Below are 26,698 nucleotides of genomic sequence, written 5' to 3'. Positions count from 1 at the left end.
TTTCCTACTTTTCTACTCGTTTTCGTTTAACAATTCTGCCAATATTTTTTTGGCTCTCATAATTCTAACTTTGGTATTGGCAACAGAAAGATTGAGTTCTTCTGCAATTTCTTTGATGCTTTTTTCTTCGAAAAACCTTAGTTGAATAATTTTTTGATAACCTACATCCATTTTAGCAACGGTATCAATAATTTTTTTTTCTTCTTGCTCCGAAATCATAATTTCTTCGGGAGATTTTTCGAATTCATTTTTAAAATCTTCAAAATCTTCGGTTGCTTCTTCGGTTTCTCTATTTTTTTTGCGCCAATAATCAATTACTGAGTTTTGGGCAATGGTAAGAATCCACGTTTTGAACTGAAAATTTTCATCGTACAAATCTAATTTTGCCAATACTTTAGAAAAAACCGAAACGGTGAGTTCGTCTGCTACGTTCTCGTCGTGAACTTTTTTTAAAACGAAAGAGAAAACATCTGTCCAGAACTGATTAATCAGTTTAGTTTGTGCTTTCTGATTTTTTTCTTTTGCTAAAAAGATGAGTTTTAGAAGTTCTGGTTTTTCCATTGCAAGTGCAAAGATACGGAAAATTCGAGTTTTAAGCTTTTAGAAAACTAAATATAGAATTTTAGATTTTGTCTATTGAAATATTAAAAAAAACATCAACAAATAATTACACCCAAGATTCTTGAATTGCTTTCGAAATAAGCTCAGGAACGGTTTCGCAACCAGACTTTGAAAGTATATTTTTACGATGTGTATCAACTGTAAATTTTGAAATATGCAGTCTTTCGGAGATATCTTTAGAGCTTTTCCCATTGATAACTAACTCTAAAATTTGTTTTTCACGAGAAGTAAACATCTCATTTGATGGTATAAAAATAAGTTTATCAACTGGTACATTATAATAAGAGACCTCGCCATCTAATCCTAAAAAAGACAAACCAGAAGGTTTATTATCTCTTTTGAGATACGAAATATCTGTGTGAACTCCTAATGTACGAATCACCGCTCCATTTTCGTCACTTTGAATGGTAACAACCTGCTGAAGAATCCACTTATAATTGCCTTTTTTGTCTTTCAGTCTATAATCATATGTTACTTTATATTTTAAAATTTTATCCAAAGGAAGTTGTTCAAAAAACTTTGTAACAGCGTGTTCATATTCTATAAACCTATTTCTATCATCTGGATGAATATTCTCAAAAACATATTCCGCAGAAAGACCTTCTGTAACCCCTAAAATTTTTTCCACTTCATCACTCACCCACTCTATTGTTGCTCTTGGCGTATTAAAGATGTAATAATAATAGTCTCCAACATGGAAAAGGCCCAGCATTTTTTTATAAACTTCTAATTCAAAATTAGAGTCTACAATACCATCATGAAATTTAGAAATCTTATTCCATGTTTTTTTTATTAAATCAAATCTAACAGTCTCTTTCACAATAGTAAGTTTTAAAATATTTAACTATAATCAAAACGAAATATCAAAATGCCAAATCATCACAATATTTCGGATAAAAATATCTTTTTTACAATATTTTAACTTATTTTAAAGTTATAAATATAATAAAAAACAATTATTAATAAAAACAACATTATAAAAATACCTAACGTTAGGTATTTCATTTTTAGCGCAAAAAAAAGATTTTTGTGAAAGAGATTATATATACAAACTAAAAATAAACGCAGATGAAAACTTTCAGAACATTAGGAATTTTAACAACTTTATTTTCAATATCATTTTTACTACAAAATTGCACTTCTACAACCTCAGCTACCTCTCAAAGAGCAGGATATTTAAACATATCAAACATTCAAGTTAAAAACACAAATAACAACAACACTAAATCCGATGGCAGCGCAGCTGCTCCCACTAAGTCAAACTAAACATAAATACTAAACAATATAATCTATGAAAAATTTAAACTTTTTTAAAACCATTTTGAGTGCAATTGCATTTTCGCTAATATTAAATAGTTGCGGCTCAAAAAAAATCACAAGCTTTGCACAGATTGACCTTGCACCAGCAGTTACTCCAGACGCAAAAGAACTAACCAGAGTTACAGATGATAATCTACAAAATTTTTATCCTGTTCTTAGCCCAGACGGAAAAAAATTATTATACCATACTATAGACCCAGGGCAAGTTGGCTCTAAAAGATCTCACATAGATTTAAAAACAATAGGTTCGCAAGGCACAACTCCTCTACTTACAGAAGGATGCATGTTTCCATCTTGGATGCCAGACAGTAAAGGATTTTATTTCACGTATGCAGTTCCTACCAAACCGGTAATTGCAAAATCTAAAATAGACCAAGGAGGTATTAATTATGTTTCACCAAACTCTAATGGTGACGACGACCATTATTCATCTTTTCTTAAAGGCATAAACAAAATATTATTTACTACAAAAATAGGCAGCGACTATCAACTATGCACAATGGATCCTACTGGATTAAATTTCACCCTTTTAGGAGTTGGCGAATCACCTTATCCCCATCCAAGTAACAAAGAATTTTTATTTAGCAAAAAAGTAGGAAATTTTTATCAAATATTTATCTACAACTTAGAGACTGGTCAACAAACCCAAGTAACGAGTGGAGATTTCGACTACGTTCACCCTAAATACTCTCCAGACGGAAAACTCATTGTTTTCAGTAAAAGAGAAAAAAATAAAAACGGAAACCAAACATCCTCTCACATTTTCTTGATGGATTCTAACGGAGGAAGTGTAAAACAACTTACCACAGGAAATACTTGGAACGCAACACCTTCTTTTGGCTCAGACGGTTTCATTTACTTTAGCTCTAATGCTGGAAATAGCGACACAAAAAGAAGTTGGGACAATTTTGATGTTTGGAGACTTATTCCAAATCTATAAAATATTTTCATATCAAATCACAAATCCTACATTTTCACAATGTGAGATTTTTATTTAATCAAGAATTTAAAATCTAAAAAACTTCCAGCTTCCTACTTCCTGCAAATTTCCTATCTTTGCAAATCAAAATTTTAAGCAATGAATGCATTTATTGAAGAACTAAAATGGCGCGGCTTATACGCTGACATGATGCCCGGAACAGAAGAACAACTCAACAAAGAGATGACTACTGCTTATATAGGTTTTGATCCTACAGCAGATTCTCTTCACATTGGAAGTTTAATCCCAATAAAAGTTTTGGCTCATTATCAGCAATATGGTCATAAACCAATTGCTTTAGTAGGTGGCGCAACAGGTATGATTGGCGACCCTTCTGGTAAATCTGCAGAAAGAAATCTGCTAGACGAAGCTACGCTAAACCATTATGTAGATTGCTTAAAAGCTCAACTTTCTAGATTTTTGAACTTTGAAGGAAACGAACCCAACAAAGCAGAATTGGTAAACAATTATGATTGGATGAAAACCTTCAGTTTTCTAGATTTTGTAAGAGACATAGGCAAACACCTTACCGTAAATTACATGATGGCGAAAGACTCTGTTAAAAAACGTTTCTCTGGCGAAGCTGGAGTTGAAGGAATGAGTTTTACAGAATTCACTTATCAATTACTACAAGGTTATGACTTCTTACATTTATATCAAAACAACGGTGTAAAATTACAAATGGGAGGTTCTGACCAATGGGGAAACATCACCACAGGTACAGAATTAATCCGTAGAAAAGTACAAGGAGAAGCTTTTGCGTTAACGGTTCCATTAATTACCAAAGCAGATGGTTCTAAATTTGGAAAATCTGAAGCTGGAGAAAATTATTGGTTAGATGCTAAAAGAACTTCACCATATAAATTCTATCAATTTTGGTTGAATGCAACTGATGAAGATGCAGAAAGATTTATAAAATTCTATACTTTTTTACCAAAAGAAGAAATAGAAACTCTAATTGAAGAGCATAAAACAGCTCCTCACGAAAGAAAATTACAGAAAAAACTTGCAGAAGAAGTTACAGTTTGGGTTCACGGAAAAGAAGAATATGAAAAAGCTTTGAAAGCTTCTGAAATCCTTTTCGGGAGAAGCACAGCCGAAGATCTGGTAAGTCTAGACGAAGAATTATTCTTACAAATTTTTGATGGAGTTCCACAAGCGGAAGTTGCTAAATCTGAAGTTTTGGGTTGCAACATCGTAGATTTATTATCAGAAAAATCTGGATTCCTAAAATCTAAAGGCGAAGCGAGAAGAGAATTGCAAGGAAATTCAATTTCTGTTAACAAAGAAAAAGTAAAAGACGATTTCGTGGCTGCTGAAAAAGATTTAATAGACGGTAAATTTTTATTGCTTCAAAAAGGTAAAAAACAATATTTTATTGTGAAAGCGATATAATTTCTGGCAGGAATAAATTGCTATTTACCTGAAAACCAAAAATTTTCAATATACATAAAGATTAAAACACGCAGAATTTGCGTGTTTTTTTATATTTCAATCGTAGTGGTATTTTTTACTTCGGCAATCATAAAAGAACTGTGAGCAGAACCAATATGTTGCAAAGTAGTGAGCTTTGTCACCATAAAATTTCTGTATTCTTCCATATTTTTTACACAAATTTTTAAAATATAATCATAATCGCCACTCACATGGAAACACTCCGTAACTTCTGGCAAAGTCATAATTTCTTTCTCAAACTGCAAGACATATTCTTTCTTGAGCTGAGTTAATTTAACATGACAACAATGTATTTTTAGGAGTTTTGATTGAGTAAAGCCTCTGTTCATGATATTCATTATTTAAATGATGTAAAAAACAGGTTTGAAGATATTACAATTATTGGCGATAAAGGTTATTTAAGCAAATCAATACAAATAGATTTATTTAATTATCAAAATATTAGACTAGAATTTCCTCTTAAAAAAAAAGTATCAGCCACAAGCTTATATTTTAAGAAGAAGCAGAAAGAGAATTGAAACTTTATTTTCTCAACTCTGTGACCAATCAAAGATCAGAAATAATTATGCCAAAACGTTTGAAGGTTTTAAAACCAGAATTTTGGCAAAAATAACAGCTTTAACCGCCATACAGTTGATTAACAACCAAAATATTGACAATTTAAAAATTTGTATTGCATAAATCTACGGGCTATAAAATATAACAAAGTAGCTAGTGCTTTAAAATCCTCTACACCTATCCTTCTCTTCATACCATTAATCGAGTTAATTCACATTCTTCTATATCTTCATGCATATAAAGCTGTAATTATCAAATCAAAAGCTATCTAAAATTCATATCTACTAAAAGTATTTTCAATCAACAAAAAGTTTTTAGAAATAAATCCCTAGCTAAATCTATTCGATAGAGTTTAGAAACTCGTACAAATCATCATCTGGAGATAAGTTCAATTTTTTTCTTAATCTAGATCTGCTCACATTAATACTAGAAGGCAATACTTGGAAAATATCTGCCATTTCTTTAGAATTGAGACCTATTTTAAGATAGGTACACATTCTTAAATCATAAATAGAAAGACTAGGAAACCTTTTCTTCATCGCTTTAAAAAATTCTTGATGCAACTCATCCATTTGAATTTCAAAAGTATGGTCTTCTGTTTCTAAATAAGTTTTAACAAGTCTTCTAATTTCGCCTAATTTCAATTTAGAAATATTTGGATTATTTTCAGCTTCTACAATTTTTTCATTAATAATTTGTAACAACCTATTTTTGTCATAATCATCTTTTGCTTTGGTTGCTAGTTCTATGGTTTTATTTCGAATCTCTTCTTTTAATTTATTTTGCTCTAATTCTAACTGTTTTTGCTTTTCTAGTAGCATCTCTTGTCTGTGTTTTTCGGCTTGCTCGTTAAGAGATTTTTTTTGTTTTTCTAGCAGTTCTTTTCTTTGATTTCGAAGTCTTTTTTCATGAATTTGTCTTAAAAACTGAAAAACACCAAAAATTAAAAATAAATAGAAAATATAAGCCCAAATACTTCTATACCAAGGTGATTTTACTGTAAAAGAAAATTTCTGAATAGAAGTTACAAATTCTCCTTTTTTAGCTTTTACCAATAAATTATAATTACCTTCTTTTAATCCTAAAAACTCTATTTCATTTTTTTTGGAAAAAACACTCCAATTTTCTGAAAATCCTTCTAAAAAATATTGATATTGCACATCAGATTCATTAGGAAGAATAAATGAAATTCTAACATTATTAAAACGAAATGGAATTTCTATCCCGCTGTACAAATCAATAGCTTTATCATTATTGAAAGCTTGACTTTTTCTGAAAATGAGTTGAGAATTTATCTTATTTCTTTTGATTTCAGATGCTTTTTCTAAAGCAAAGCCATTATTAACCGAATAAAAACCATATTCGGAATTTAGATAAATTGGAAAATAAAACCCTGTAAATTTATTATTAACAAGCTTCTCTACTAACGATTTTTTTTCTGGTTCAAAATCATTTTTTATTGAATTAAAAACATATTGATTAGTAGTAGTAATTACATGAATACCTTTTTTATCTCTAAAAATAGACGGAAAATAACCGTTGAATTTTTTGGTATTAAAAATTTTACGATTTATAGGGTTAAATTGATTATTAATCTCGAATCTTATAAATCCGTAATTAGGAATATTTACCCAAAGAAAATTTTCTTTTTCTTTTACAATTTGATTAATCGCGCCTAAAATCACATTCATCTTTCTAATGAATCTCCAAGAATTATTTTCCTTTTTAAAAATTGAAATTCCGCTATAATTTCCAGTGAATAAAATATCATTATTATATCTCAAGATATTCATTACCCCCGGTTCGGTAGAAATGTTACGAATAGAATTGCTATTAATTTCAAACAATCCTCTATCGTGTCCACACAAAATTTTATCATCAATTTTCTGTAAAGTCCAAACCTGACCTTCTGCTCCGTTAATCAATGTAAAAGGATTTTTGTCTTTGTTATTATTCAATTCATCCCAATTAGCAGCATACAAACCTTGGTTAGTGCCCAAATAGAAAATATTATCTTTTAAAGCAGCTGTATATCCTGTTCCAAAATCACTATTTGTATTATGAAAATAAGTAATATTGTTTTTGACATCTGTAACAGCTACTCCATAATCTAATCCCATCCAAATTTTACCATTATTTTGATAATGCAAACTCAGAATCGTATTATTAGGCAGACCTTTGTTTTTATTAATATGTTGAATAATATTTCCATGAATATCTGTAACATATAATCCGTTCAAAATAGTACCAAAAACCAAATATTTACCATCAATATTGGTAAAACTGAAGACTTTATTTTTTATAATTTCATTTGAAACATTTAATGATAGTTGCCTTAATTTTCCGTTATTATAATTGTATATTCCTTTATTTCTTGTAATGATTTTGACACCTTCTTTGTCTGAAAATATACCCGAAATTTCTAGAGAATTATTCTCTGGATAAGAAAACAGAAGATTTAATTTAGTTCCATCGTACTCATATAAACCTTTTTTTTCGTCTGCTAACAAAATTCTACCATTTACCTGAAAACTATCTGAAAACCTTATTGGAGCAGATATTTTGGTTATTTTTTTATTAAAATATCTGTAAATATTTTGATGAGAGATAAAAATTATCTGATTCTTATAAGCATATGTTCCCCAAAATTCTTCGTTAACTCCTCCTATTTTTGTTTTGAAAGGATAAAGAGACTGGTAATCAAATTTTCTGAATTTATTCTTTTTCCATACCCCAAAATCCATATCAGCACCAATGAATATAGTAGAATCATTGGCAATAAAAAGAGATCTTGTGTAACCTTTATAGTTTCTAAAACGATTCCATTTTTTGCCATCAAACTCCAAAAGTCCGTTATCTGATGCCATATAAACCAAGCCATTTTTAGCTGAGCTTATTTCCCATATTTTACCGTGATTTCCATACTCTTCTGGCAGGTAGCTTCTAATAAACGGAACGCCTTTTTCCGGAATGCTTTGCGCATTAGAAAGGATACAGAATAAGATTAAAAAATATGTAATTTTCTTGTTGTACATCTAATAACTCAAATATACAATTTTTTCAATCTATGGCAAAAATTAAAATCTATTTAAAATCAGCAGAAAAAACTGCCGTACATTTTAATAAATTACTGATTTTCAGAAAATTAAAAACCCCTCTTTACAAATTCTACATAATCATACAAAAACCAGTCAAGAGAGTTACGCTACAGAGTTAACTTCAATTTTGTACCAAAATTTTGAAACAAAAATTAATAAAGCCTGATTGAAACTCATTTCGATGATAATTTTGGCATGATGTAAGTAAATGAAGGCAAATTTAGGACTTTTTAAAAGCAGGGGTTTCATCATTGAAGTCACTAACATAATTATCATAACTGCATTAGTATTATAAAACCAACAAAAATAAAAAAACACTAAAGGAAAAACCTTTAGTGTAAAATTGCGCCAATAATATATTAATATCAAACTGTTACAATCTTTGTTATGTACTTAAACTTAATGAACTATCAGTTTTTTAGTAAGCACTTGTTTGTCTGAATAAACTTTTACAAAATATATTCCACTTGGTAGATTCTCTACAGAGATACTATTTTTCTTTATTTCCAAAATTCTGTTGCCCGATGAAGAAAATAACTCAATTTTAATTATTGGGAACGGGCTGTAAATATTAACAATTTTGGATGCAGGATTTGGATAAATTACAAGAGAGTTTTTAATAGTATTATCACTTGTACCCAAAGATGGGCAACTATTTCCAACTACATAAGAAAAATATTTAGTAACAGACATTCCTCCAGCATAAGCAAATTTAACTGCATATGTAATGGTAGAACCTGCTACTTGTCCGGTAATTGTTTTGGAGAAAGTTAATCCGGACACATTATCCATAGAAGTTTCTGAGAAAGGCGATTGTTTCCAAAGGTATGCTACCACACCTACTTTATCAGTATCTAATAATTCACAAGAAATAATTACATTGGTTCCTACTGTTTCAAATTTAAATTTATAACCTACAGAAAAGCTTCCCTGATCGGCAATATTGGATGTTTCTGAGCAGGAGAATACATCAGAAACAGAGATGGTAACCGGTGTGGATGTTGTTTTGGCATTACCATTATCAGTGGCAACAGCTGTTAGTGTATAACTTCCTGCTTTCTGCGGAACCCATTGCAAAGTATACGCTGGAGTATTTGTTTCTCCAATTTTAACAGATCCGGCATAAAATTCTACTAAGCTAATAGAACCGTCCAAATCGTTTGCAGATGCATTAATGTTAATTGTCTGCCCTTTTGTATAAGCAGCACCTTCTGCCGGGCTGGTGATAGAAACATACGGATTTACATTTCCGGTATTAGAAACTATTACAAGTACTTCATCTGTTGCGCTGTGGGCTCCGTCGTTAACTGTTAATCTAAATTTATAAATTCCTTCTTTCAGGTTAGATATATTTGTAGAAGCTGCTCCATAATTATCTACAACCGCAGTAGAAGGTCCTAAAATTTGTTGCCATAAAAAAGTTAAAGGTAAATTATCCGATTGATGACTTAATGTTCCATCTAATGTAGCTGTTGTAGCTGGTAGCATCACAGATATATTCTCACCGGCATCAGCGACTGGCGGCACATAACTTAGAGAATTATTATAGGTGAAAGTAATTCGTCCTAAATTGAATTCGCCGTTTGTTATTGCTAATCGTAAAATATGTTTGCCTTTTGTTAGAGGAATTCCATTTATTGTTTTATCCACCCAGGTTGTCCAATTTCCAGTGTAAGGCATACTAATATCAGAACCAACAGCAGCTCCGTCTATTTCGAAATGCAAAGGACCACCACCAGCTGTATTTCCAGAAGCATATCTTAAATTAGCATCATACAAACCGTTATTCTGTACTTCAATTGTATATTCCAGCCATTCTCCGGCTGTAATCCATTGTATTGTAGCACCTTCTTGAGTGTCTGTTAATGCATCTACATCTACATCTTCATCTGTTCTATAATTGCCCTGGTTATTCTGTGAAGAATCATAATAAGAAATATTTTGACCTTTACCTCCTTCAAATTTATCATAATTCCCTGTTTCTATTACACCTGGAATCTGAAAAGGAGTTCCCAAATACGGTAACTGATCGCCAACTTGTACAGAAATAATATTAGTAACATTAAATTTATCGTCTGCAAATACTTTTGCATACATATTATGAACTCCCAATGATAAGTTACCAGCACTTATTTCATAGGGAGAAGTAGTATCTTCACCAATAAGTGTATTACCATCAAAGAATTGTACTTTGGTAACTCCTGTTCCTGTAACTGTAGCTGTAAGGTCTATACTGCCATTAGGAAAAGCCTGATAAAAATTAGCTGACAAAACTCCGCTTACATTTACATCTCTGCTTGTAACTAATTTATGAGCTGGCACAGTAAGATTATATCCATCAGAAAAAGCAACCGTAATTGGAGTATTGCCATAATTGTGTGCTACATAAGTTGTAATACCGTTACTCGTAAATGAAGCAGCAATGGGATAATTAGCTGTAATATTGGTATTTACTCTTCCTAAAACATTCATAGAATGAAGCCAATGGTAAGTCTGTGCATCAGAAATCCCGAATTTCAAATTTCTTTGAGGATAAGAATTATATAAATTAATGGCTGCAGCTGGATCTATAAATGATAGATATTGCCAATAGACATCGTGCCATAAATTGTCATTTGCCTGATTGCTTAAGATTCCGGTTTTGGCAGATATCTCGTTCCATAAAGACTGTACATATTCAGGATGATGCCCCAGATACAAAGAACCTCCGTGAATAGGATACATCTCTATTCCATAAGCTGCGGCAATATCAGAAGTCCAAAAAGTCTGATTATCATAGCCATTTCCCCATATTCTTGAAGCCAGACTAAATCCATATCCAGGTTTAAAATTTCGTTTGTTAATATCAAACCAGTATTCTTCCGTTGCTGTTTGTTCTGTAGTATAGATATAAATTCCAAGATCTCTTATTGCTGTATTGTTGGTAATAGTTCCCCAATGGATGAGCGAGGAAGCGAACTGCATACTTTCAGAAGTAGACTCCTGATCATTCCCGAAAGGAAACGTTGCAAAACCGTTTGCCCAGCTGTGCCCTGCATAAGGACTAAAGTTTCTCAAATACGGAAATAAAGGATCGTTTCTATCTGTTGAAGCAGCATCACGAATCAACAAATTAATCATTCCTCCAAACCGATTTGCCCAGCCTGGCTCAAACTGTTCCATAAAAGCAGCCGCGTGAATAAAATATCCCCAATGAAAATGATGATCATTGACATTACTGTCTTGCCCATGTCCGGCAGGATAGCCAAGCAGTGTAGACCATGTACTGTTGTAATAGAATAAGAAAGCAACTTCTCCTGATTCTGCTTTTAGCCAATCTTCGAGACGTTCTTTTATGGTTGCAACTATTTTGTTTGTAGCTTCAGTATTACCCATCTCGTGTGCTACTCTTGCAGTTTGGATCAGCCGATTCATCACCTGACCTTCATTATAAGAATCTGTCCAATCGCTCAAGGCATCATTCTCTATTTGATCTATTTTGTTTTTAAGAAGAGCAGGATCAAATCCGGAGCTATAGTTATCCAGATACGGCAATGTTGGTAATATGCCTTTAAATGTATTTTCAACAACAAAGAAATTACTATCAAGTGTTTTGATTTCTCCTCGTATAGAACTGTACTTGTAACCATTTGGCTGAGGTGAATTAGCTGTCAAATGTGACCATTGATGCGGAAGTAAACCTAATAAAACGTTCGTTTCTGTACCTTCTTTAACATCTGGTGTTACAGTAAATGTTGTAGTTAGCTTAGAGCTGTTTTCATCATAATTCCATGAGCTTGTAGTATTAGCTGGGAAAACGTAAGCATATTTTTTGTATTCATTAGCGGTAGCAGTAATATTAGTGGCAGATGGAGGAATATATCCAATTGACCAATAATTTTTACCATTTAATGTAGAGGTAAAGGTTTTGTCATTTTTTACCCAAGTACTTCCGACAGGCGCATATACGGCAAAATCAGATCCTTGATGTGCGTCGGTTATAATGAGCATTTCATTGCTTATGGTTACTGTGCCTTCTGTTACTTTTATTTCTGCAACATCAGTCGTATTTTTTGTGAAATAAATAAAAGGCATTGCTATTCCGGCCGTTGCTTCAAATTTATTTGAACCACTGCTCCAGTTCATAGTAACCGTCCAGTCCGAATAATCGGATACAGTTGCTTTTGCAGCATCTAACCCAGAGACACCTACTGTGATTGGTAAATAAGGATCCATGGGTTCACTACTTCCATTTGCTGTTGATGCAGGCACAATATAACTAACTACAAGACCTTGATTAACCGTCCGTAATGCTAAAGGATAATTGTACAAATTATTAACATGATTTTGTATCAGCTTATTAGACCACCAATCATTAGTTGGAACGGCTTTATTTGCTGCATTACCACTTACCAATGGAGATCCTGAAGGAAAAGAGTTTCTTCCGGCAGAATCATTACCGGGGAATACAGTAGTATAGCTACCACTGCCAACAGGGATAAACTGAGCAGGGATTTGTATCGCAAAGATTATTGAAATCAAAGTAAAGAAATACTTTAGTTTCCTTTTAGAATTATTAATCATAAATTAGGATTATTGCTTTTGAGATTTGTTTTCAAATTTTTCATTTAAAAAGAATTTTAAATCAGTACAGATTGATGAAAAATAGAGTAATAGCGCCTAATATCATATCTATAAGGACATGATTATATGCGACATATGCTTGTGTGCAATTCATAAATCATAGATGATGGTATATTTATTTTTTATATGCATATACACAAACATCTCATAATAATGAACTCGCTGATAATTAAAGGTTACCCTTTAATTAAGATTTTAGAGCCTGTTTATCACAGGCTCTTATTTTAATCAAATTATTTGACAATAACTTTAGAAGATTCTATTTTTCCGTTTTCGGAGATTACTCTGAGAATATAAAGTCCTTTTGATAGTCCTTGTGAGCTAATTTTTTGTGTAGCAGAAAATTTCACTTTCTGCCCGGCTATATTGTAAAGCTCCAAACTTTTAACTTTAGCATTCACATAAATATTTTCTCCGGAAACAACCGGATTCGGATAAACCTGGAAAGCAGTTTTATCTGCATCAGACACCGCCAACATTTTTTTATAGAAATAAACATTGTCTATATAAGTTGGCCCAAAAGCAGATGGACCGGCACCTACAACCTGAACCTGCTTGATGTTATTTCTATTACCTGCTGTAAAATCGGTAAAAGGAATATCTGCAGAGTACCACCCGCCTGTTCCTGAAATCCCAAGATCTATATTATAAAAGAGGTTGTTTGAGAATGAGCCATCCTCATTAAAGTTTTGCACAATCAGCTGAACTACTTGCCCAGGTACTACTGTTCCTGCAATCCATACATCAATATGCATATTACTAAAACCAGAAAGGTCTTTTGGTTCTGTAATATATTGGTAACCAGATCCTGGGTTTGTAAATGTTAATCTTGTAGTATTGTTTCCGGCAATTGCAAGATCTGCAACAATGGCATCACCAAAAGTATTTTTTGTAGAAGAAATATTGGTATATGCATCACTGAATATAGAAACTACATCAGACGGCGCTCTTCCCGGAGGGGTAGGAGCTGCGGCCAATGGCATCAAAACTTGAACAAAATTTACAGTGTATGTTTTTGTGGTAGTTCCATCAATAGCAGTGACTAGAACCGTAGTTTGTCCTGGTATTGCAACAGCAGGCGTAATAGCTATTGTTGCTCCTGAAGCAGTTGCAGTAACTGGTGGAACGGTAGTGGTTCCTACTTGTACCTCATATGTATAAGATAACGTTCCGGAAGAAAATCCTGAAATAGTAGTTCCACTAACTTTCAAATCACTCAAGGTAGCATTTTGTGCTGCAAGAGGTTTCCAAAAGTAAATGTTATCTAAATAAACATTCCATCCTACTGTATTTGCGCTTCCATTATCATTAAATTGTCCATCAAATTTAATTTGGAAAACGCTATTCCAAGTCATCCCTGTAAAGCTGGATTTTGGCAAATCTACACTATTCCAACTTCCCGGAGTAATAGGAACAGTTACTAAGAATTCTCCGGCTCCGCTTCCGTTATTAATCGGAGAAATTTTGAGCAATCTTGTACTACCAGCAGGAACCCAAACATCTACATGCAGATATTCCATAGATGAAGCATCTTGCGTAGATAGTTCCGTTCCCTGGTAATTAAAACCAGTATAGGCTAAAACATTATTACCAGAACCGCTAACCGCTTCAAAAGTTGGATTTACAGTTCCTGATTGTCCCCAGTTAGGATTATAATTAGTAGCCACATTGGTGTAAGCATCACTGTAGATAGAAATTACATCTGCTGGTGCGTGCGTTGGTGTAGGCGCATTGGTGGTTGGTTGCGAAAAGCCCAATGCATAACCAAAAAGCATTAAAAGAATAGATATCTTTTTCATAATTAAAAATTTAGGTTACTATGTGTTGTGAGATTTTTTAATCTGAATTATTTTGCTTTATAAACTCTAACATAATCTATATACATATTCTGAGGAAACGAAGTGCCGTCTGTAGGAAAGCCTACAAAGTTTCCACCAACAGCTACATTTAGAATTAAGAAAAAAGGATGGTTATAAGCCCACTCTCCGGAAACATCTTTAGAAGTAACTCTTTCGAACAAATAACCATCAACAAAAAAATCAATTTGGTTTTCTTTCCATTCTATTCCAAATACATGGAAATCCTGATCAAATCTAGAATTTTGTAAGCCATAAGATTTTGTTTTAGCACTTCCACCAGAATAACCCGGCCCATGTAAAGTACCATATACTACATTAGGGATATGTCCTTTTAGCTCCATAATATCAATTTCGCCACAATTAGGCCAACTTACAGTATCTACATTGTCTCCCAACATCCAAAATGCCGGCCAGATACCTGGTCCGTACGGTGTTTTTATTCTTGCTTCTATTTTTCCATAAGTATGAGAAAACAAACCTTGTGTTTTTATTCTTGCAGAAGTATATGGAGAACCAGAATAGTTTTCTTTTTTAGCTGTAATTACTAAATTACCATTGCCATCTAATTTTACATTATCAGTCCTATTGGTATAATATTCTAGCTCTTGGTTGCCCCAGCCATTAGTTCCGTTTCCTAAGTCATAAGCCCATTTTGTATCGTCTGGTAAAGTTCCTGCTGTACCTTCGAATTCGTCACTCCAAACTAATTCCCAATTTCTTTCTGGTAATTTTTGTACCGCTTCTTCATCACAACTATATAAAGGGAATAATAAAAAACCAAAACCCGTTAATAGAATAATTTTTTGAATATTATTTTTATTTAAAATTTTCATAATCAGTATTTTTTTTAGTTATGGAAATAAATATTATCAAAGAAAACATCTCCATTTCCATCAACTTTGAATTGGATAATATTATTTAATGCAACAGGAGAAAACGAAGACAAAGGAATATCTACACTTTTCCAACCATTTGTATTAGTTCCTAAACCTGTAGGCACAGATAAAGAATAAGCTTTTTCTATCGGTCCAGAGCTAATTAAATAAAAGTTAAGTGCTGTTGAATTAGCAGAGTAATAATCTATATGTAAATAGCCGTATGAAGAAACATTCAAATTACCAGCAAATTGAGTCCCTTGATAATTAAGCCCTAAGTATTTCAAAGTATTATTACCAGAAATAGCTACCTGAGAAACCTGAGTCGCTTGCCCCCAACCCGGGTTAAAATCTGTACCTGCAACATTGGTGTATGAATCACTAAAAATTGACAATACTCCAGAAGCTGCATGTGTAGGAGTTGGTGCCGCAGAACTAGGCGTAGCAGTAATTATACTTCCGTCATTATAGAAATAGATGTTATCTGCATAGAAACTAGAAATATTAGCTCCTACAAAAACTACTTGCCCTATATGAGATTTGGTAGTTAACCCTGAAAAAGCAGTTAGCGGAATATTAAGACTTACCCATTTTTGCCCTGCTAACGTAGGAGCTACAACGGTTTTTTCGCCTGTTTTATCATCTGATCCACCATATACTCCATCTGCCCCAAAATCCATAACCTGTATTTTGAAACTAGCTCCTGAAGGCATTGTATTAGGTAAATAAATGTCCAGATGTAAATGAGACATAGAAGACACATTAATAGTAGGCGTACTCATTTGAATTCCTACAAAATTAAAGTTAGTATAATTCAAAACGTGATCTCCGTTTACTACAAAATCTGAAGATTGTGTAGTTTGATAAGGAGCCCAATATCCATTATAATAATCAACAGGAACATTGCTATAATGATCGCTAAACAAAGAAATTACTTTAGAAGCATCTTGTGTAGGTGTAGGTGCATGGGTATAACTTCCGTTAGAATTAACGATTAAACTTCCAGAGGTTGAATTATTACCTAAAGTTGCAGTAATAGTAGATGTGCCTGCACCAACTGTACTTACATTTCCTAATCCATCTACGGTTGCAACACTAGGGTTTGAACTTATAAAATTGTAATAATATGGAGTTAAATTTACAGCTTGACTGGTACCATTAGACATACTGAAATTAGCAGTAAGCCCATCTACTGTATTGCCTACTCCTACAAAAGAAGTTACCGTTTTGTTTGCACCATTTAAGATAGATGCAGATTGATAAGAGATTGTTCCTAATTTTTCGAATTTCACTTCGTCTATCCAAAAAGTATATCCTTTGTTATTCTCAGGTCCTTCAGAATAGAAAAACATTCCTCTTTCCATTTTAAGCTTTGAAGGATCAGGAATTGGTATAATTACCTTTTTCCAATTGGTATTTACAGCAACACCAGAAAGCGAAACCTGATATTTATTTTCTCCCAAATCATTACCAAAACCCAATACATCAATATTTGCAGATTGTGTTGCTTTAATCCAAAAAGTGAGTGCATTGTAATCTGATAAATCTCTTCCTACAGTAGTATAAAAAGTACCTCCGGCATAAGCTCCTTCTGGGCTGCCATAATCCGGAACGGCAAATTTCATAGAAGTAGTACCAGAATATTTTACCTGAGTATCTACATCAAATGCTTTAACATCTGAACCACCAAATGCTGCATAATTAAGTCCTAAACTAAAAGTATCTATAAAAACATCAGGATTTTTAGAATAAGTAGCTTGCTCTAAATCACTAATATCTCTCTGGCATCCCAAAGCAAACAAAAGCGAAAATCCTAATAATGGTTTTATGAATGTATGTTTAAATATATTTTTCATTTCTCTTAAAATTATTTACCAATGTTAATTTGAATATAAGTTCTTATTTCCCATTCATTACCATTTGGGAAGCCTATTGCAGTAGGATCTGCCACCCAATTTCCGGCTGCATCTATGGTATAAGTAGGTGCATATCTTGGTGAGTATTGGTCTAATGTTCTATATGTTCCTCTAATTCCTATTCTTGTACCTGGAAGAATCCACCAATCTGGTTTTCCTATTTCAAAAGACAAATCGCCCATCAATTGCATTGGGAAGGTTAAATTATAATCTCTGTGATAATCGTAAGGTCCCCAATCGTTAAATTTAATTGTAGAAATAAATTTTACTTTTTTGTAAATAGTCCTTACATCTATTCCAAATCTTTCTATAGTTCTGGTATCACTACCATTGGCTTGAGCTGTACCACCATAGATATTAGCAATTACCCCGAAATCTGTACTTATTTTAGAAACAACTCTGGTATTAATTTCCCAAAGATCTTTGGCTGGCGCTGCACCAGGGAAAGCAAAAGTGGTTCTTCCGTCTGGTAAAATTCCTATTGCGGCATCTTGTGTTGTAGGTAAATGTCTATAAACAAATCCTGCACTAATTGCAAATTTTGCATCTTCGGTTTTATCTGTATCCCAACTGTACATCCAAGTAGCTGGTGTAGGATCATAAGTGAAAAGAATTTCAGCAGCTGTTTGCTCTCTATTGGCTCTTACCACAAATGGGTCTTCTAAAATATTTCTAGGTCTTCCTGGTGCTGGTGCATCAAAAGGGACTGGCCCTTCAATTGGCTTTTGCCATAAGAAATTAGGTGCAATTTGTAAATTCCCAATATTGTAAGTAAAACCTGTTAAAAAATTATATTGGTTGCCACTTCCACTGTCTTTTAATCTCCACCCAGTAAAGGTTTGAGTATTGTCTGCTCCACCGTTTGCTACTAATCCCATTGCAGCACTTTGTGCATACCAGTTGAATTTTCCACCTGCGTAAGTGAATTTGACTTTACCTCCCCAGTTGTCTTTATTATTAATTTGGTCTTGATATACATTACCATCTCTGTACAACTGGAAATTTCTACCGTTAAGTGGTTGACCAGCCCAAATTCCTCCTAAATCAACTCCAAATTTTCCAAATTTTCTTTGTAAAGCTAAAGTAACTCTTCTAGTCTGAGGTTGAGGTATAGCAAATGAACTTTGGGTAGTACCTCTTTGGTCTAAATCTTCATGATAAATTCCTGTAATATCAAATTTCCCTACTTTTCTTGAATATTTTACAAGAACAGCTGGGTTTGCACCCCACCACAATTCTGGTCCGAAGGCTACTTTTAAACCATTGATGGCTTTTTTCCCTGCAAATTCAAATCCGAAAGGTGCTTCACCGTTGTAAATATCAATATTAGGGCCGTAATTGGCTTCTGGGTATAGCCCAAAGATATCTCCTTCGTAACCCCAATGGTAATGTCCTGTTCTGTAGAATCCGTCCAAATCAAACCATTTATTATTCCAATGATAGCTTGCACTATATACTTGTACTCTGTTTACATCTTGCATTTTTGTAGTAGTTCCATCAGCATTTAGAACTTCTATTGGTCTGCCTCTGTTTTCATAGAAAATTTGGTCTATTGGATTTTCGGCTACATTTCCAAGAATGTTAACATTTACATTAGCTCTCATATTAGAACTAGGATTGGCTTCTACGCCTACATAATAAGATTGAGTATGATCAAAACCTTGTTTGGTAGGATAAGAAGTATAACCATCTGTTTTATCTTTTGGTGTTGTAATAAGGCTACCTCCAGTATTATAGGTGTAAAAATCTGCTCTTAAGTTGCTTAATTTTATTTTATCATTGCTTTCGGCTTTTAATGCAGCTTTATCTCCTCTTGCTCTTAATTGTGCATCTGCAATATTTATCTCATTGAAATAGTTTTTCACCATATTAGAAGTCATCAATTTTGTTTTGTCATAAGGATTAAATTGATGAATTTGTTTTAAAGCATAATAAGCAGAACGAGGATATTCTTGGTATAACCCGTTTGCGTCTGGAGCTCCTTTTGCACAGATACCAAACCATTCTTCATTCATGTTATTATCCCCTTTTTCGTAATCTTTTATGTAACCGCCGTTGCTCCATGAAGCATTAGTATCGTGAACATCTAAGTTTTCGTTTTGTTTGTATTTCCACCAACCATCACTAAATTGAAAGGTAAACCCACCAATACTATTGCCTGCTTTCCCCATTCCGGCAGCATTTTCGTAGATTTCTTGCCAATTTCCAAGCAAGTAATAAGTTTGTGCATCTTGGTCTTCTTTCCCTGTTATTTCATTGTATGCGTCTGCTCCAAATTCTGTAAACATAAAAGGTTTTCCAAACTCATTTTTTACTCTTAAAAAAGCATCTCCAAAAGATACTCCTCTATACATATTGGTACCATATATATCTATATCTTTACATTCTTTAGCTATAATATCTAAGAAGAGTAAATCTCCGTTGCACATTGCTACTGGGTGATTTTGGTCTATTGATTTCATTTCTAAAGCAGCATCATTAAATAACTTATACATTGCTTCTGCTCTGTGTGTAGATTTTCTTTCTGCTACCGGGATATTTTCTGTTTCAGCTCCGTCCCAAAATAGGCCGTAATTATTTTCGTTACCCAAAAGGTACATCAATAATCCTGGTGTATTCTTGTATTGCAGGGTAAGTTGTTTTACTTCATTAATAAGATACGCTCTGGTATTTGCATTAGCATAATCTGTATTAGGAATCCAAGTCCCATTAATTGTGAGACCATATCTTCCAAAAGAATGATTGAGCATGGTATAAATACCATAGTTTTGATAAATATAAGTAATCCATTTCGCTGGAATACCCGTGTAAACTCTAATGGCATTAACTCCCATATTCTTAAGTAGAGACATCTCACTGTCTAAAGCAGATTTAATAAAATCATCTTTCTGGCTCCACAAAGAATAATTATAATTAGTACCAATTGGGTAATAATCCCAATTCATTCCATTTATCACAAATGGTTTGCCATCTACCAATAGTTTATGACCTTCAGAGTTACTTTCTAGCCTTACATTTTCGGTTTGAGCAAAAAATAAATTGGTAATTAAACAAATAAAAATTATTGCATATTTTTTCATAATAAAAAAGTTATCATATAAAATAGATTTAATTAAAAAATCGGTATAGATTTTTGTTTTTTAAATTTAATCTTATATTAACTATATATTAACATTTCACCTATATACATTCAATATACAATAGAAAATATTCATACAAATAAATGATTTACAATAATATACAAATCAAAAAAGCAAAATACAGGGATTACATAAATTATAAAATCATATAGGTTTTACAATGAAATTTCAAAAAATAAGAATAAAACATTTCACTATAAAGAGGCACAACAATCAACTTTAGGACAATAATTTATCTATAGAAAATAATAACATATCCGTTGTGCGTTTTAAATAATATTTACTTTTGGAACTAAGGAATTGAATGAATAACTGATATTTATTTTTAACCCCTAACTGCGTAGCTATTACAACTTACTTATCTCTTCAATATGCATGTAAATCGTCAGCGAAAAGTTGACATTATATAGTATATAAAATTTAAGGAGTGTTTTCAAAAAAAGAATTACCTTTAATTATGGAAACACCTAAGAAAAAATTGAGAACGGTTCTTTTAGCTTTTGAGATATTTTTAATACCGAGTCTACCCTGAATATATTCAGTTTTTCTAATTGCTAAAATATTCTCTGCAGGCTTTAAAGTTTCTTTATTTTCATTTTTCTCATTTTGCTTTTTTTGATTAAGATGCAAATACAAATTGAGATTTTCATAATCTCTTAAATGCTTTCTTTTTGCCTTCTTTGAAAATTACTGAACCATTACCTGTAGAGCATTTGTGAAATAATAGAAAAGGTTGTTCTAAAACATAACATTTCACACATTCAACTAATTACCAGTTAGTTAAATACAATATATAACATCAGAGCAAGTTACAATAAAATTTTGACAACAATTAAAAGAAGATAATTTTCTTCTCAAATAAGAAAGCCAAAACTTAAAGATAAAGAAGTTATTTCTTTAGTTTTGGAGGCAGAATATTTAGGAATAAATAGCGAATATGAGCTTTTTAGGAAACTGCCCACATCTTAAAGAAGTATTTACAACCGTAGAAAAAGGAAATCGTTCCCTTTTATAGAAAGAATTCGAGAGAAAATATCTCGCACCGTTATCTCTGATGAAGAATATCTCATTATAGATAATATGCCTTTACTTTGGAATCTATTTCAGGTATTAAAGAGCAAACCAGTCTTTATCTTATCATTGCGACAAAAGGATTTGCTGCATTTGAAAATTGGAGAAAATTCGCATGTCATTCGGGAGTTGCTCCTTTTGAATATAGCTCTAGATCTAGTGTAAAAGGGAAAACTAAAGTAAATCATTTGGCAAATAAAAAAATGAAGTCATTACTACAAATGTGTGCTATGACATCTATAAAATATGATGCTCAATTAAAAGAATATTATCATAAGAAAAAAGCGGAAGGTAAAATTCTATGCTTGTTCTTAACAATGTAAGATGCAAACTTATAAGCAGGGTTTTTGCTGTAATTAACAAAGAAACTCCTTATATTAATACTTACAAATTTGCATCGTGAAATTTAACAGTTTTTATTTGCTTTTTGTCATAGAATGCACATCATGCGCTTTTACAAAAGTTATCCAAGTAAGCATTCTTTTAATCCTAATTTATAATTGATTATGAGTATTTTAAACAATTATCCACTTCTAATTTATTTAAATATCGAATCAAATTTATGAGTGAGCAATTGTATGTACTTGACTTTCATTTCATCAGAAAGAAAACTCTGTAAAATAAAATCTTTCCATTGAGGTAAAACTTTATTGAATCTTTTATAAATAGCCTGTAAAGACTTATCATTAAGATGTAAAGAAGCAGCTAAAGCATTAAAATCTTTTACGTCTATCCTGCTCTTTTTCCCGTTAATCGTTAGTGCAGATTCTTCCTTATCTTCTGGCATAACTAGAGCTGTACTTAATAAATCATAAGCTGGTGAAAATTCATATTCACTTAAATTATTTTCAATCAATGAATAATTTTTTAGATGCATATCTGCATTTCCTGTAAGAAAACTAAAAAGTGCTAATTCAAACAAATGTTGAGATTCGAAACCTTTATTTGCAGTGAATCGATGTGCTAATTTGCCAATCTTTTCTATTGAGCCTCTGTATTTGTGCTCTGTAAGATTTTCGCTTAACTGACAAAAATCTTCTACGGCTATTTTCATGCCTTTATTTCTATCAAATCTTTTGGTAATATAACCTAGCTCTCCAGATTTTAGCCTAATAAGAGAATGTTTTGCGGTTTTTATTTTTACCATTTCAGCCAAATGCATTGTTACATCTTCATTTTCTGGTAATTCAGTAAATTGTTGAGATTGAGGTTTGAAAATATAATCACCATGTAATCCTACGATTGTTAAACGGGGAATTTCTTTTATTTTTTTTTCTAATTCTAAAGATAGTTTTGGCTGTACTCCCGTAACCGCAATTCTTTTTATCACCAATTTCTTGGCAATTTCATTTGTTTCTTGTAAATTAAAATCTAAAATAGGCGGAATGCTAGTCCCAAAGATTTTTTTAGAACAAGTTTGATGGAAATCAAATTCATCAACATTTAATGCTTGATAACAATATAAACACTTTTTCATTATTCGTTATCTTTTGCAATAATTGAAACACAGCCTATACAATCTTTGCACAAAGAAAGAAGCAATCCGAAGCGGTCTCTTGGATTAATTTTCCAATTATCAATTGCAATATTCAATAGCCAACCTTCAGGAATTAAACCATCAAAAAAAGGAAATAAAATCTTGCTTTCATAGGCTGTTTTTTGCAAAGGCAATGTTAAACTTATAGGTTTAGGATTTGAACTTTCGAGATACTTATAATCATATACAAAAAAATATCCTTCATCATTTTCTGTGATAAGCCCCGACAATTTATCTTGGTAAAATACTTTTGCTTGTCTCATAATTCAGATTTTTTAATCACTCCTATTTCACTTCCAAATAAAGCCAAAACCTGATTTACTTTATCTAAACGAAGCGTTTGTTTACCTTGTTCTAACTCTCTAATAAAACGTAAACCTACCCCAGCTCTTTCTGCTAGTTCTGGTTGTGTAAGTTTTAATTGTTTGCGTTTTTGTTTGACAAAAAACGAAAGTGCATTTTCCATTTTATACCCTTTAAGGTACAAATATAGCAAATATTTTAACAATATACCTTTTAGGGTATAAAAAATTGTTTCAACCTAAAATTATACCCGAAAGGGTAACATTACTTTTACTTAAAGATACATTTGAAGTCGTTTACTTTAAAAAAATTGAGAAGAGATATAATGAATGAGATAATTCAAAAGTCCAAGGTCGGAAGTGAAATTGTGAGGATGAGAAGGTGGAAGATAGATAATGAATAATGAGAGCAAGGAGTAAATGTGTTATTTAGAAACTATTCCGTATGTCTCAACCAACTGACAAAATCTGCAATCATTTCAGAATTTATTGTATGATCTTCTCTGTATTGATGAAATTCCAGCTGTAATTTTTTCGATTTCAAATAATCTATAGCATCCAAAGCATACTGAAATTTCAGGACAGAATCGTGTGTTCCGTGAGATACAAATATTTTTAGTTTTTTTAGTCTTTCATTATCCGCAACCAAAGGTTTTACTTCAGGAAGTAATCTTCCGCTCATTGCAGCGATTCCTTTTATTTTTTCGGGTTCTGTTAAAGCAACACTATAACACATAATTCCACCTTGGCTAAATCCCATCAAATACACTTGGTTTTCATCAAAATCTTCAACATTTTTTAAATCTTCAATGAATTTCAGAATTTCTTTTCTGGATTTTTCTGCCTGTTCTTCATTAATAATAGACTTTTCAGGTGTAAACTGTACTTGAAACCAAGCATAGCTATTTTCTCTTAAAGTAACTGGTCCTCTTGCAGAAACAACCAAAAAATTATCCGGAAGTGCATTTGCAAACGAAAACATATTCTGTTCATTGCTTCCAACGCCGTGTAATAAAATAATTAATGGTGGTTTTTGCGTTGCAACTTTAGGCTGTCGTACCAAATAATGTAAACTTGGTTTTTGAGATATTGTATTTGTCATTGTAAAACTTAAACTGATTAAAAAAATGGATACCAATAGAGCCGATATCCAAAAATATTTTGATTTTGTCATATTATGCTTTGTCGATTTTCACAGACATCATATTGAGAGAACCGGCAACAAGAGCATCATTGAAAATGGTTGCTTTTTCATCTTTTTCCTGCAATCCTAAAATATAAAGCAAAGGATTAAAATGTTCCGGTGTAGGAATCGACATTTGGACTTCTTTCCCTAATTTATCATATCGAACCAAAGATTGATGGTCGCCATCTGTAACCAATTGTTTTATTTTTTCGTTGGCGGTTATTGCCCAGTCAAAACCAAACCCTGGAGTCATCATTTTATCCCAAGAAGCCATTCTGAGATTATGAACTGTGTTTCCGCTTCCGATAATCAAAACGCCTTTTCTGCGCAATGCAGACAACTCTTTTCCTAAAGCATAATGATATTCCGGGCCTTTGCTGTAATTCATACTCATCTCTATTACAGGAATATCTGCGTTTGGATAAAGGAATTTCACAACCGTCCAACATCCGTGGTCTAATCCCCAATCTTCATTAAAACCAACATCTACTGATTTAATCAGTTTCTGTGTTTCCAAAGCCAGTTCGGGACTTCCGGGAGCTGGATATTGAACATCAAACAAAGCCTGCGGAAAACCTCCAAAATCGTGGATAGTTTGCGGATGTTCCATCGCTGTTACATATGTTCCTTTAGTTTCCCAATGGGCAGAGATACAGAGAATTGCTCTTGGCTTGGGCAATGTTTTTGCAATAGATTGAAAACCTTGTGTGAAAATATTATCATCAATAGCATTCATCGGGTTTCCGTGACCGAGGAAAAGTACAGGCATTCTTTCTGTTGGAACCAAATTATCGGTAAGATTATGTAGCGTATTCAGCTTCATTGCAGCTGCTCCTAAAGGTAAAAGTGCCATAGCTTTTAAAAAATCTTTTCTGTTCATAAAAATCAATTAAAGCTTGTTGAATTTTTTAAAAAATTAAAATTTATTCCTTAAATTAATTTATTGATATATTTCCTAATCCTAAATTATTAAATTTCAAATCAATTATCAATTACTATTTATTACCTAAGGTCTCTAGTTATTCTTAAAAAATTCAACAAGCTTGATGATTCACGTTTTTATTTTGCCATTATCTGGTCCATATAAGACTTGTTATCCCAAAACAGAAATTCCTCGCTCATAGTTCCGTCTGCTTTCCAAATTCCGATAGTCGCCATTGGAAGTTTGAATTTTTTTCCGGTTGGCTGAATGAAAGTTCCATCTCCAAGAGGCATCGGTTGTGTAAAAGTCCCTTCCATATAACCCATTACCGCTGTGATATTTCCACTTCCAATTTTGATTGGATGTTCTTTGATTCTTGTGTCAGGAGCATAGACAAACATCGCATCTAAAGTTTTGATATGTTGCTCGATTCCTTTTTCAGAATGCCCATCTGGAAAATGAACAATAATATCTTTAGCATGGCTCTCATGAAGTCTTTTCCAGTCTCTGTTGCTGAAAACCGTGTAATCCAGTGTATCGAAAGTTGCCAGATTTTTGGAAATGATTTCGTTTGCAGCGGTTAATTCTTTAATTTGCTTAAGAACATCATCTGATTTTGCTGATTTTTTTGTTTGGGATTGTGCATTTGCTGTAAATAAAACTGCCATTGCAATACCTGCTAAACCTTTTGTAATGAATGAATTTTTCATTGTTTTCTGTTGTAAAATTTATAATACAAATTTCCGAAACAGAGGTTTTGAAGAGGTAATACAAATCAGAAAGATTATTGTGATTTTAGGAAATGATTTTCTTCATTGCCTTTCGATATTCAGACGGTGTAACACCAGATTTTTTCTTGAAAGCGTGTGTGAAATAAGTTTTTTCATTAAAACCAAGCTCATAACCAATCTCGGCAATCGTTTTATCAGTCGTAATTAAAAGATTTTTAGCTTCTGTCAATTTTCTGGTTTCTATAATTTCAGAAACACTTTGATGAAAGATATCCTGACAGATAATATTAAGATTTCGGGTGGTCATAAAGAGTTTTTCCGCATAGAAATTGACGTCTTTCGGTTCTTTATAATTCTCTTCCAGTAAGCGTAGAAAGTTTTTAAAGGTCAGACTTTGGATTTTTTTTGATTCATCATAATTCAAATCCATTTTTTTTCTTTCCGATTCTATAATCGTAAAAAGACTAGTCAATAATTGCCTGATGACCGATAAATCTGGGTTTAG

19 protein-coding genes and 2 pseudogenes are annotated in these 26,698 nt (G+C 32.6%); 5 read left to right on the top strand and 16 right to left on the bottom strand.

What is annotated here, in order from left to right:
- Positions 1-12 precede the first annotated feature (12 nt).
- Together QM746_RS06600 and QM746_RS06595 are read right to left on the bottom strand one after the other, a co-directional pair.
- Complete coding sequence (locus QM746_RS06600; protein WP_374363787.1) at positions 13-561, bottom strand: RNA polymerase sigma factor; 549 nt, start codon at positions 559-561, stop codon at positions 13-15.
- A gap of 106 nt (positions 562-667) precedes the next feature.
- Positions 668-1,441 (bottom strand): LuxR C-terminal-related transcriptional regulator, encoded by a 774-nt coding sequence (locus QM746_RS06595; RefSeq protein WP_414983492.1) that lies wholly within the window; start codon positions 1,439-1,441, stop codon positions 668-670.
- A gap of 248 nt (positions 1,442-1,689) precedes the next feature.
- Here QM746_RS06595 and QM746_RS06590 point away from each other — a divergent pair, with 248 nt between their 5' ends.
- From QM746_RS06590 to tyrS, 3 genes are all read left to right on the top strand, one after another.
- Positions 1,690-1,887 (top strand): hypothetical protein, encoded by a 198-nt coding sequence (locus QM746_RS06590; protein WP_414983491.1) that lies wholly within the window; start codon positions 1,690-1,692, stop codon positions 1,885-1,887.
- Positions 1,888-1,912: 25 nt separating this feature from the next.
- On the top strand, positions 1,913-2,881 hold the full coding sequence (locus QM746_RS06585) for a TolB family protein (protein ID WP_414983490.1): 969 nt from the start codon (positions 1,913-1,915) through the stop codon (positions 2,879-2,881).
- Between the two features lie 138 nt (positions 2,882-3,019).
- Positions 3,020-4,315: a tyrosine--tRNA ligase gene (tyrS, locus tag QM746_RS06580; protein ID WP_414983489.1), complete on the top strand. Its 1,296-nt coding sequence runs from the start codon at positions 3,020-3,022 to the stop codon at positions 4,313-4,315.
- Between the two features lie 89 nt (positions 4,316-4,404).
- Here the strand turns inward: tyrS and QM746_RS06575 are convergent.
- Positions 4,405-4,659 (bottom strand): annotated as a pseudogene (locus tag QM746_RS06575) (Lrp/AsnC family transcriptional regulator); the annotation flags it as partial.
- 24 nt (positions 4,660-4,683) lie between these two features.
- Here QM746_RS06575 and QM746_RS06570 point away from each other — a divergent pair.
- A pseudogene (locus QM746_RS06570) lies at positions 4,684-5,056 on the top strand (transposase); the annotation flags it as partial.
- 215 nt (positions 5,057-5,271) lie between these two features.
- Here the strand turns inward: QM746_RS06570 and QM746_RS06565 are convergent.
- The 6 genes from QM746_RS06565 to QM746_RS06540 all read right to left on the bottom strand — a co-directional run bounded on the left by QM746_RS06565 (position 5,272) and on the right by QM746_RS06540 (position 20,384).
- Entirely contained in the window at positions 5,272-7,968 is a 2,697-nt protein-coding gene (locus tag QM746_RS06565; RefSeq protein ID WP_414983488.1) for a triple tyrosine motif-containing protein, read from the bottom strand.
- Positions 7,969-8,430: 462 nt separating this feature from the next.
- Positions 8,431-12,552, bottom strand: a complete 4,122-nt coding sequence (locus QM746_RS06560) for a glycosyl hydrolase (RefSeq protein ID WP_414983487.1) — start codon at positions 12,550-12,552, stop codon at positions 8,431-8,433.
- Between the two features lie 335 nt (positions 12,553-12,887).
- The gene (locus tag QM746_RS06555; protein ID WP_414983486.1) at positions 12,888-14,453 is read right to left on the bottom strand and encodes a T9SS type A sorting domain-containing protein; all 1,566 of its coding nucleotides are present in this window, start codon (positions 14,451-14,453) and stop codon (positions 12,888-12,890) included.
- 47 nt (positions 14,454-14,500) lie between these two features.
- Positions 14,501-15,346: a family 16 glycosylhydrolase gene (locus QM746_RS06550; RefSeq protein WP_414983485.1), complete on the bottom strand. Its 846-nt coding sequence runs from the start codon at positions 15,344-15,346 to the stop codon at positions 14,501-14,503.
- 14 nt (positions 15,347-15,360) lie between these two features.
- The gene (locus QM746_RS06545) at positions 15,361-17,244 is read right to left on the bottom strand and encodes an Ig-like domain-containing protein (RefSeq protein WP_414983484.1); all 1,884 of its coding nucleotides are present in this window, start codon (positions 17,242-17,244) and stop codon (positions 15,361-15,363) included.
- 11 nt (positions 17,245-17,255) lie between these two features.
- Complete coding sequence (locus QM746_RS06540; protein WP_414983483.1) at positions 17,256-20,384, bottom strand: glycoside hydrolase family 2 TIM barrel-domain containing protein; 3,129 nt, start codon at positions 20,382-20,384, stop codon at positions 17,256-17,258.
- 1,151 nt (positions 20,385-21,535) lie between these two features.
- Between QM746_RS06540 and QM746_RS06535 the strand changes: the two genes are divergently transcribed.
- Complete coding sequence (locus tag QM746_RS06535; RefSeq protein ID WP_414983482.1) at positions 21,536-21,838, top strand: transposase; 303 nt, start codon at positions 21,536-21,538, stop codon at positions 21,836-21,838.
- A gap of 215 nt (positions 21,839-22,053) precedes the next feature.
- On the opposite strand, the gene QM746_RS06530 is transcribed toward QM746_RS06535, so the two are convergent.
- The 7 genes from QM746_RS06530 to QM746_RS06500 all read right to left on the bottom strand — a co-directional run bounded on the left by QM746_RS06530 (position 22,054) and on the right by QM746_RS06500 (position 26,623).
- Positions 22,054-22,992: a HipA domain-containing protein gene (locus QM746_RS06530; RefSeq protein ID WP_414983481.1), complete on the bottom strand. Its 939-nt coding sequence runs from the start codon at positions 22,990-22,992 to the stop codon at positions 22,054-22,056.
- Entirely contained in the window at positions 22,992-23,315 is a 324-nt protein-coding gene (locus QM746_RS06525; protein ID WP_414983480.1) for a HipA N-terminal domain-containing protein, read from the bottom strand. The genes QM746_RS06530 and QM746_RS06525 overlap by 1 nt, the downstream gene beginning before the upstream one ends.
- Complete coding sequence (locus QM746_RS06520; RefSeq protein ID WP_414983479.1) at positions 23,312-23,518, bottom strand: helix-turn-helix transcriptional regulator; 207 nt, start codon at positions 23,516-23,518, stop codon at positions 23,312-23,314. Before QM746_RS06520 ends, QM746_RS06525 begins: the two co-directional genes overlap by 4 nt.
- 272 nt (positions 23,519-23,790) lie before the next feature.
- Positions 23,791-24,456: an alpha/beta hydrolase gene (locus QM746_RS06515; RefSeq protein ID WP_414983478.1), complete on the bottom strand. Its 666-nt coding sequence runs from the start codon at positions 24,454-24,456 to the stop codon at positions 23,791-23,793.
- Between the two features lie 73 nt (positions 24,457-24,529).
- Positions 24,530-25,420: a 4,5-DOPA dioxygenase extradiol gene (gene ygiD, locus QM746_RS06510; RefSeq protein ID WP_414983477.1), complete on the bottom strand. Its 891-nt coding sequence runs from the start codon at positions 25,418-25,420 to the stop codon at positions 24,530-24,532.
- A 179-nt stretch (positions 25,421-25,599) separates the two neighbouring features.
- A complete protein-coding gene (locus QM746_RS06505; RefSeq protein WP_414983476.1) occupies positions 25,600-26,172 on the bottom strand; it encodes an ester cyclase in 573 nt (190 codons plus the stop codon).
- Between the two features lie 85 nt (positions 26,173-26,257).
- A complete protein-coding gene (locus QM746_RS06500) occupies positions 26,258-26,623 on the bottom strand; it encodes a helix-turn-helix domain-containing protein (protein WP_414983475.1) in 366 nt (121 codons plus the stop codon).
- Between the last annotated feature and the right edge of the window lie 75 nt (positions 26,624-26,698).

The sequence above is a fragment of the Cloacibacterium sp. genome, assembly GCF_047601505.1.
Taxonomy (GTDB): Bacteria; Bacteroidota; Bacteroidia; order Flavobacteriales; family Weeksellaceae; genus Cloacibacterium.
Note: the sequence above shows the minus strand (reverse complement) of the source record. Positions and strands in the feature narration are given on the sequence as shown.

Excerpts from the sequence above, each read along its gene's own strand:
- QM746_RS06600 (WP_374363787.1), bottom strand. The coding sequence starts at position 561 with ATGGAAAAACCAGAACTTCTAAAACTCATCTTTTTAGCAAAAGAAAAA.
- QM746_RS06590 (WP_414983491.1), top strand. The coding sequence starts at position 1,690 with ATGAAAACTTTCAGAACATTAGGAATTTTAACAACTTTATTTTCAATA.
- QM746_RS06585 (WP_414983490.1), top strand. The coding sequence starts at position 1,913 with ATGAAAAATTTAAACTTTTTTAAAACCATTTTGAGTGCAATTGCATTT.
- tyrS (WP_414983489.1), top strand. The coding sequence starts at position 3,020 with ATGAATGCATTTATTGAAGAACTAAAATGGCGCGGCTTATACGCTGAC.
- QM746_RS06565 (WP_414983488.1), bottom strand. The coding sequence starts at position 7,968 with ATGTACAACAAGAAAATTACATATTTTTTAATCTTATTCTGTATCCTT.
- QM746_RS06555 (WP_414983486.1), bottom strand. The coding sequence starts at position 14,453 with ATGAAAAAGATATCTATTCTTTTAATGCTTTTTGGTTATGCATTGGGC.
- QM746_RS06550 (WP_414983485.1), bottom strand. The coding sequence starts at position 15,346 with ATGAAAATTTTAAATAAAAATAATATTCAAAAAATTATTCTATTAACG.
- QM746_RS06545 (WP_414983484.1), bottom strand. The coding sequence starts at position 17,244 with ATGAAAAATATATTTAAACATACATTCATAAAACCATTATTAGGATTT.
- QM746_RS06540 (WP_414983483.1), bottom strand. The coding sequence starts at position 20,384 with ATGAAAAAATATGCAATAATTTTTATTTGTTTAATTACCAATTTATTT.
- QM746_RS06530 (WP_414983481.1), bottom strand. The coding sequence starts at position 22,992 with ATGAAAAAGTGTTTATATTGTTATCAAGCATTAAATGTTGATGAATTT.
- QM746_RS06525 (WP_414983480.1), bottom strand. The coding sequence starts at position 23,315 with ATGAGACAAGCAAAAGTATTTTACCAAGATAAATTGTCGGGGCTTATC.
- QM746_RS06520 (WP_414983479.1), bottom strand. The coding sequence starts at position 23,518 with ATGGAAAATGCACTTTCGTTTTTTGTCAAACAAAAACGCAAACAATTA.
- QM746_RS06515 (WP_414983478.1), bottom strand. The coding sequence starts at position 24,456 with ATGACAAATACAATATCTCAAAAACCAAGTTTACATTATTTGGTACGA.
- ygiD (WP_414983477.1), bottom strand. The coding sequence starts at position 25,420 with ATGAACAGAAAAGATTTTTTAAAAGCTATGGCACTTTTACCTTTAGGA.
- QM746_RS06505 (WP_414983476.1), bottom strand. The coding sequence starts at position 26,172 with ATGAAAAATTCATTCATTACAAAAGGTTTAGCAGGTATTGCAATGGCA.
- QM746_RS06500 (WP_414983475.1), bottom strand. The coding sequence starts at position 26,623 with ATGGATTTGAATTATGATGAATCAAAAAAAATCCAAAGTCTGACCTTT.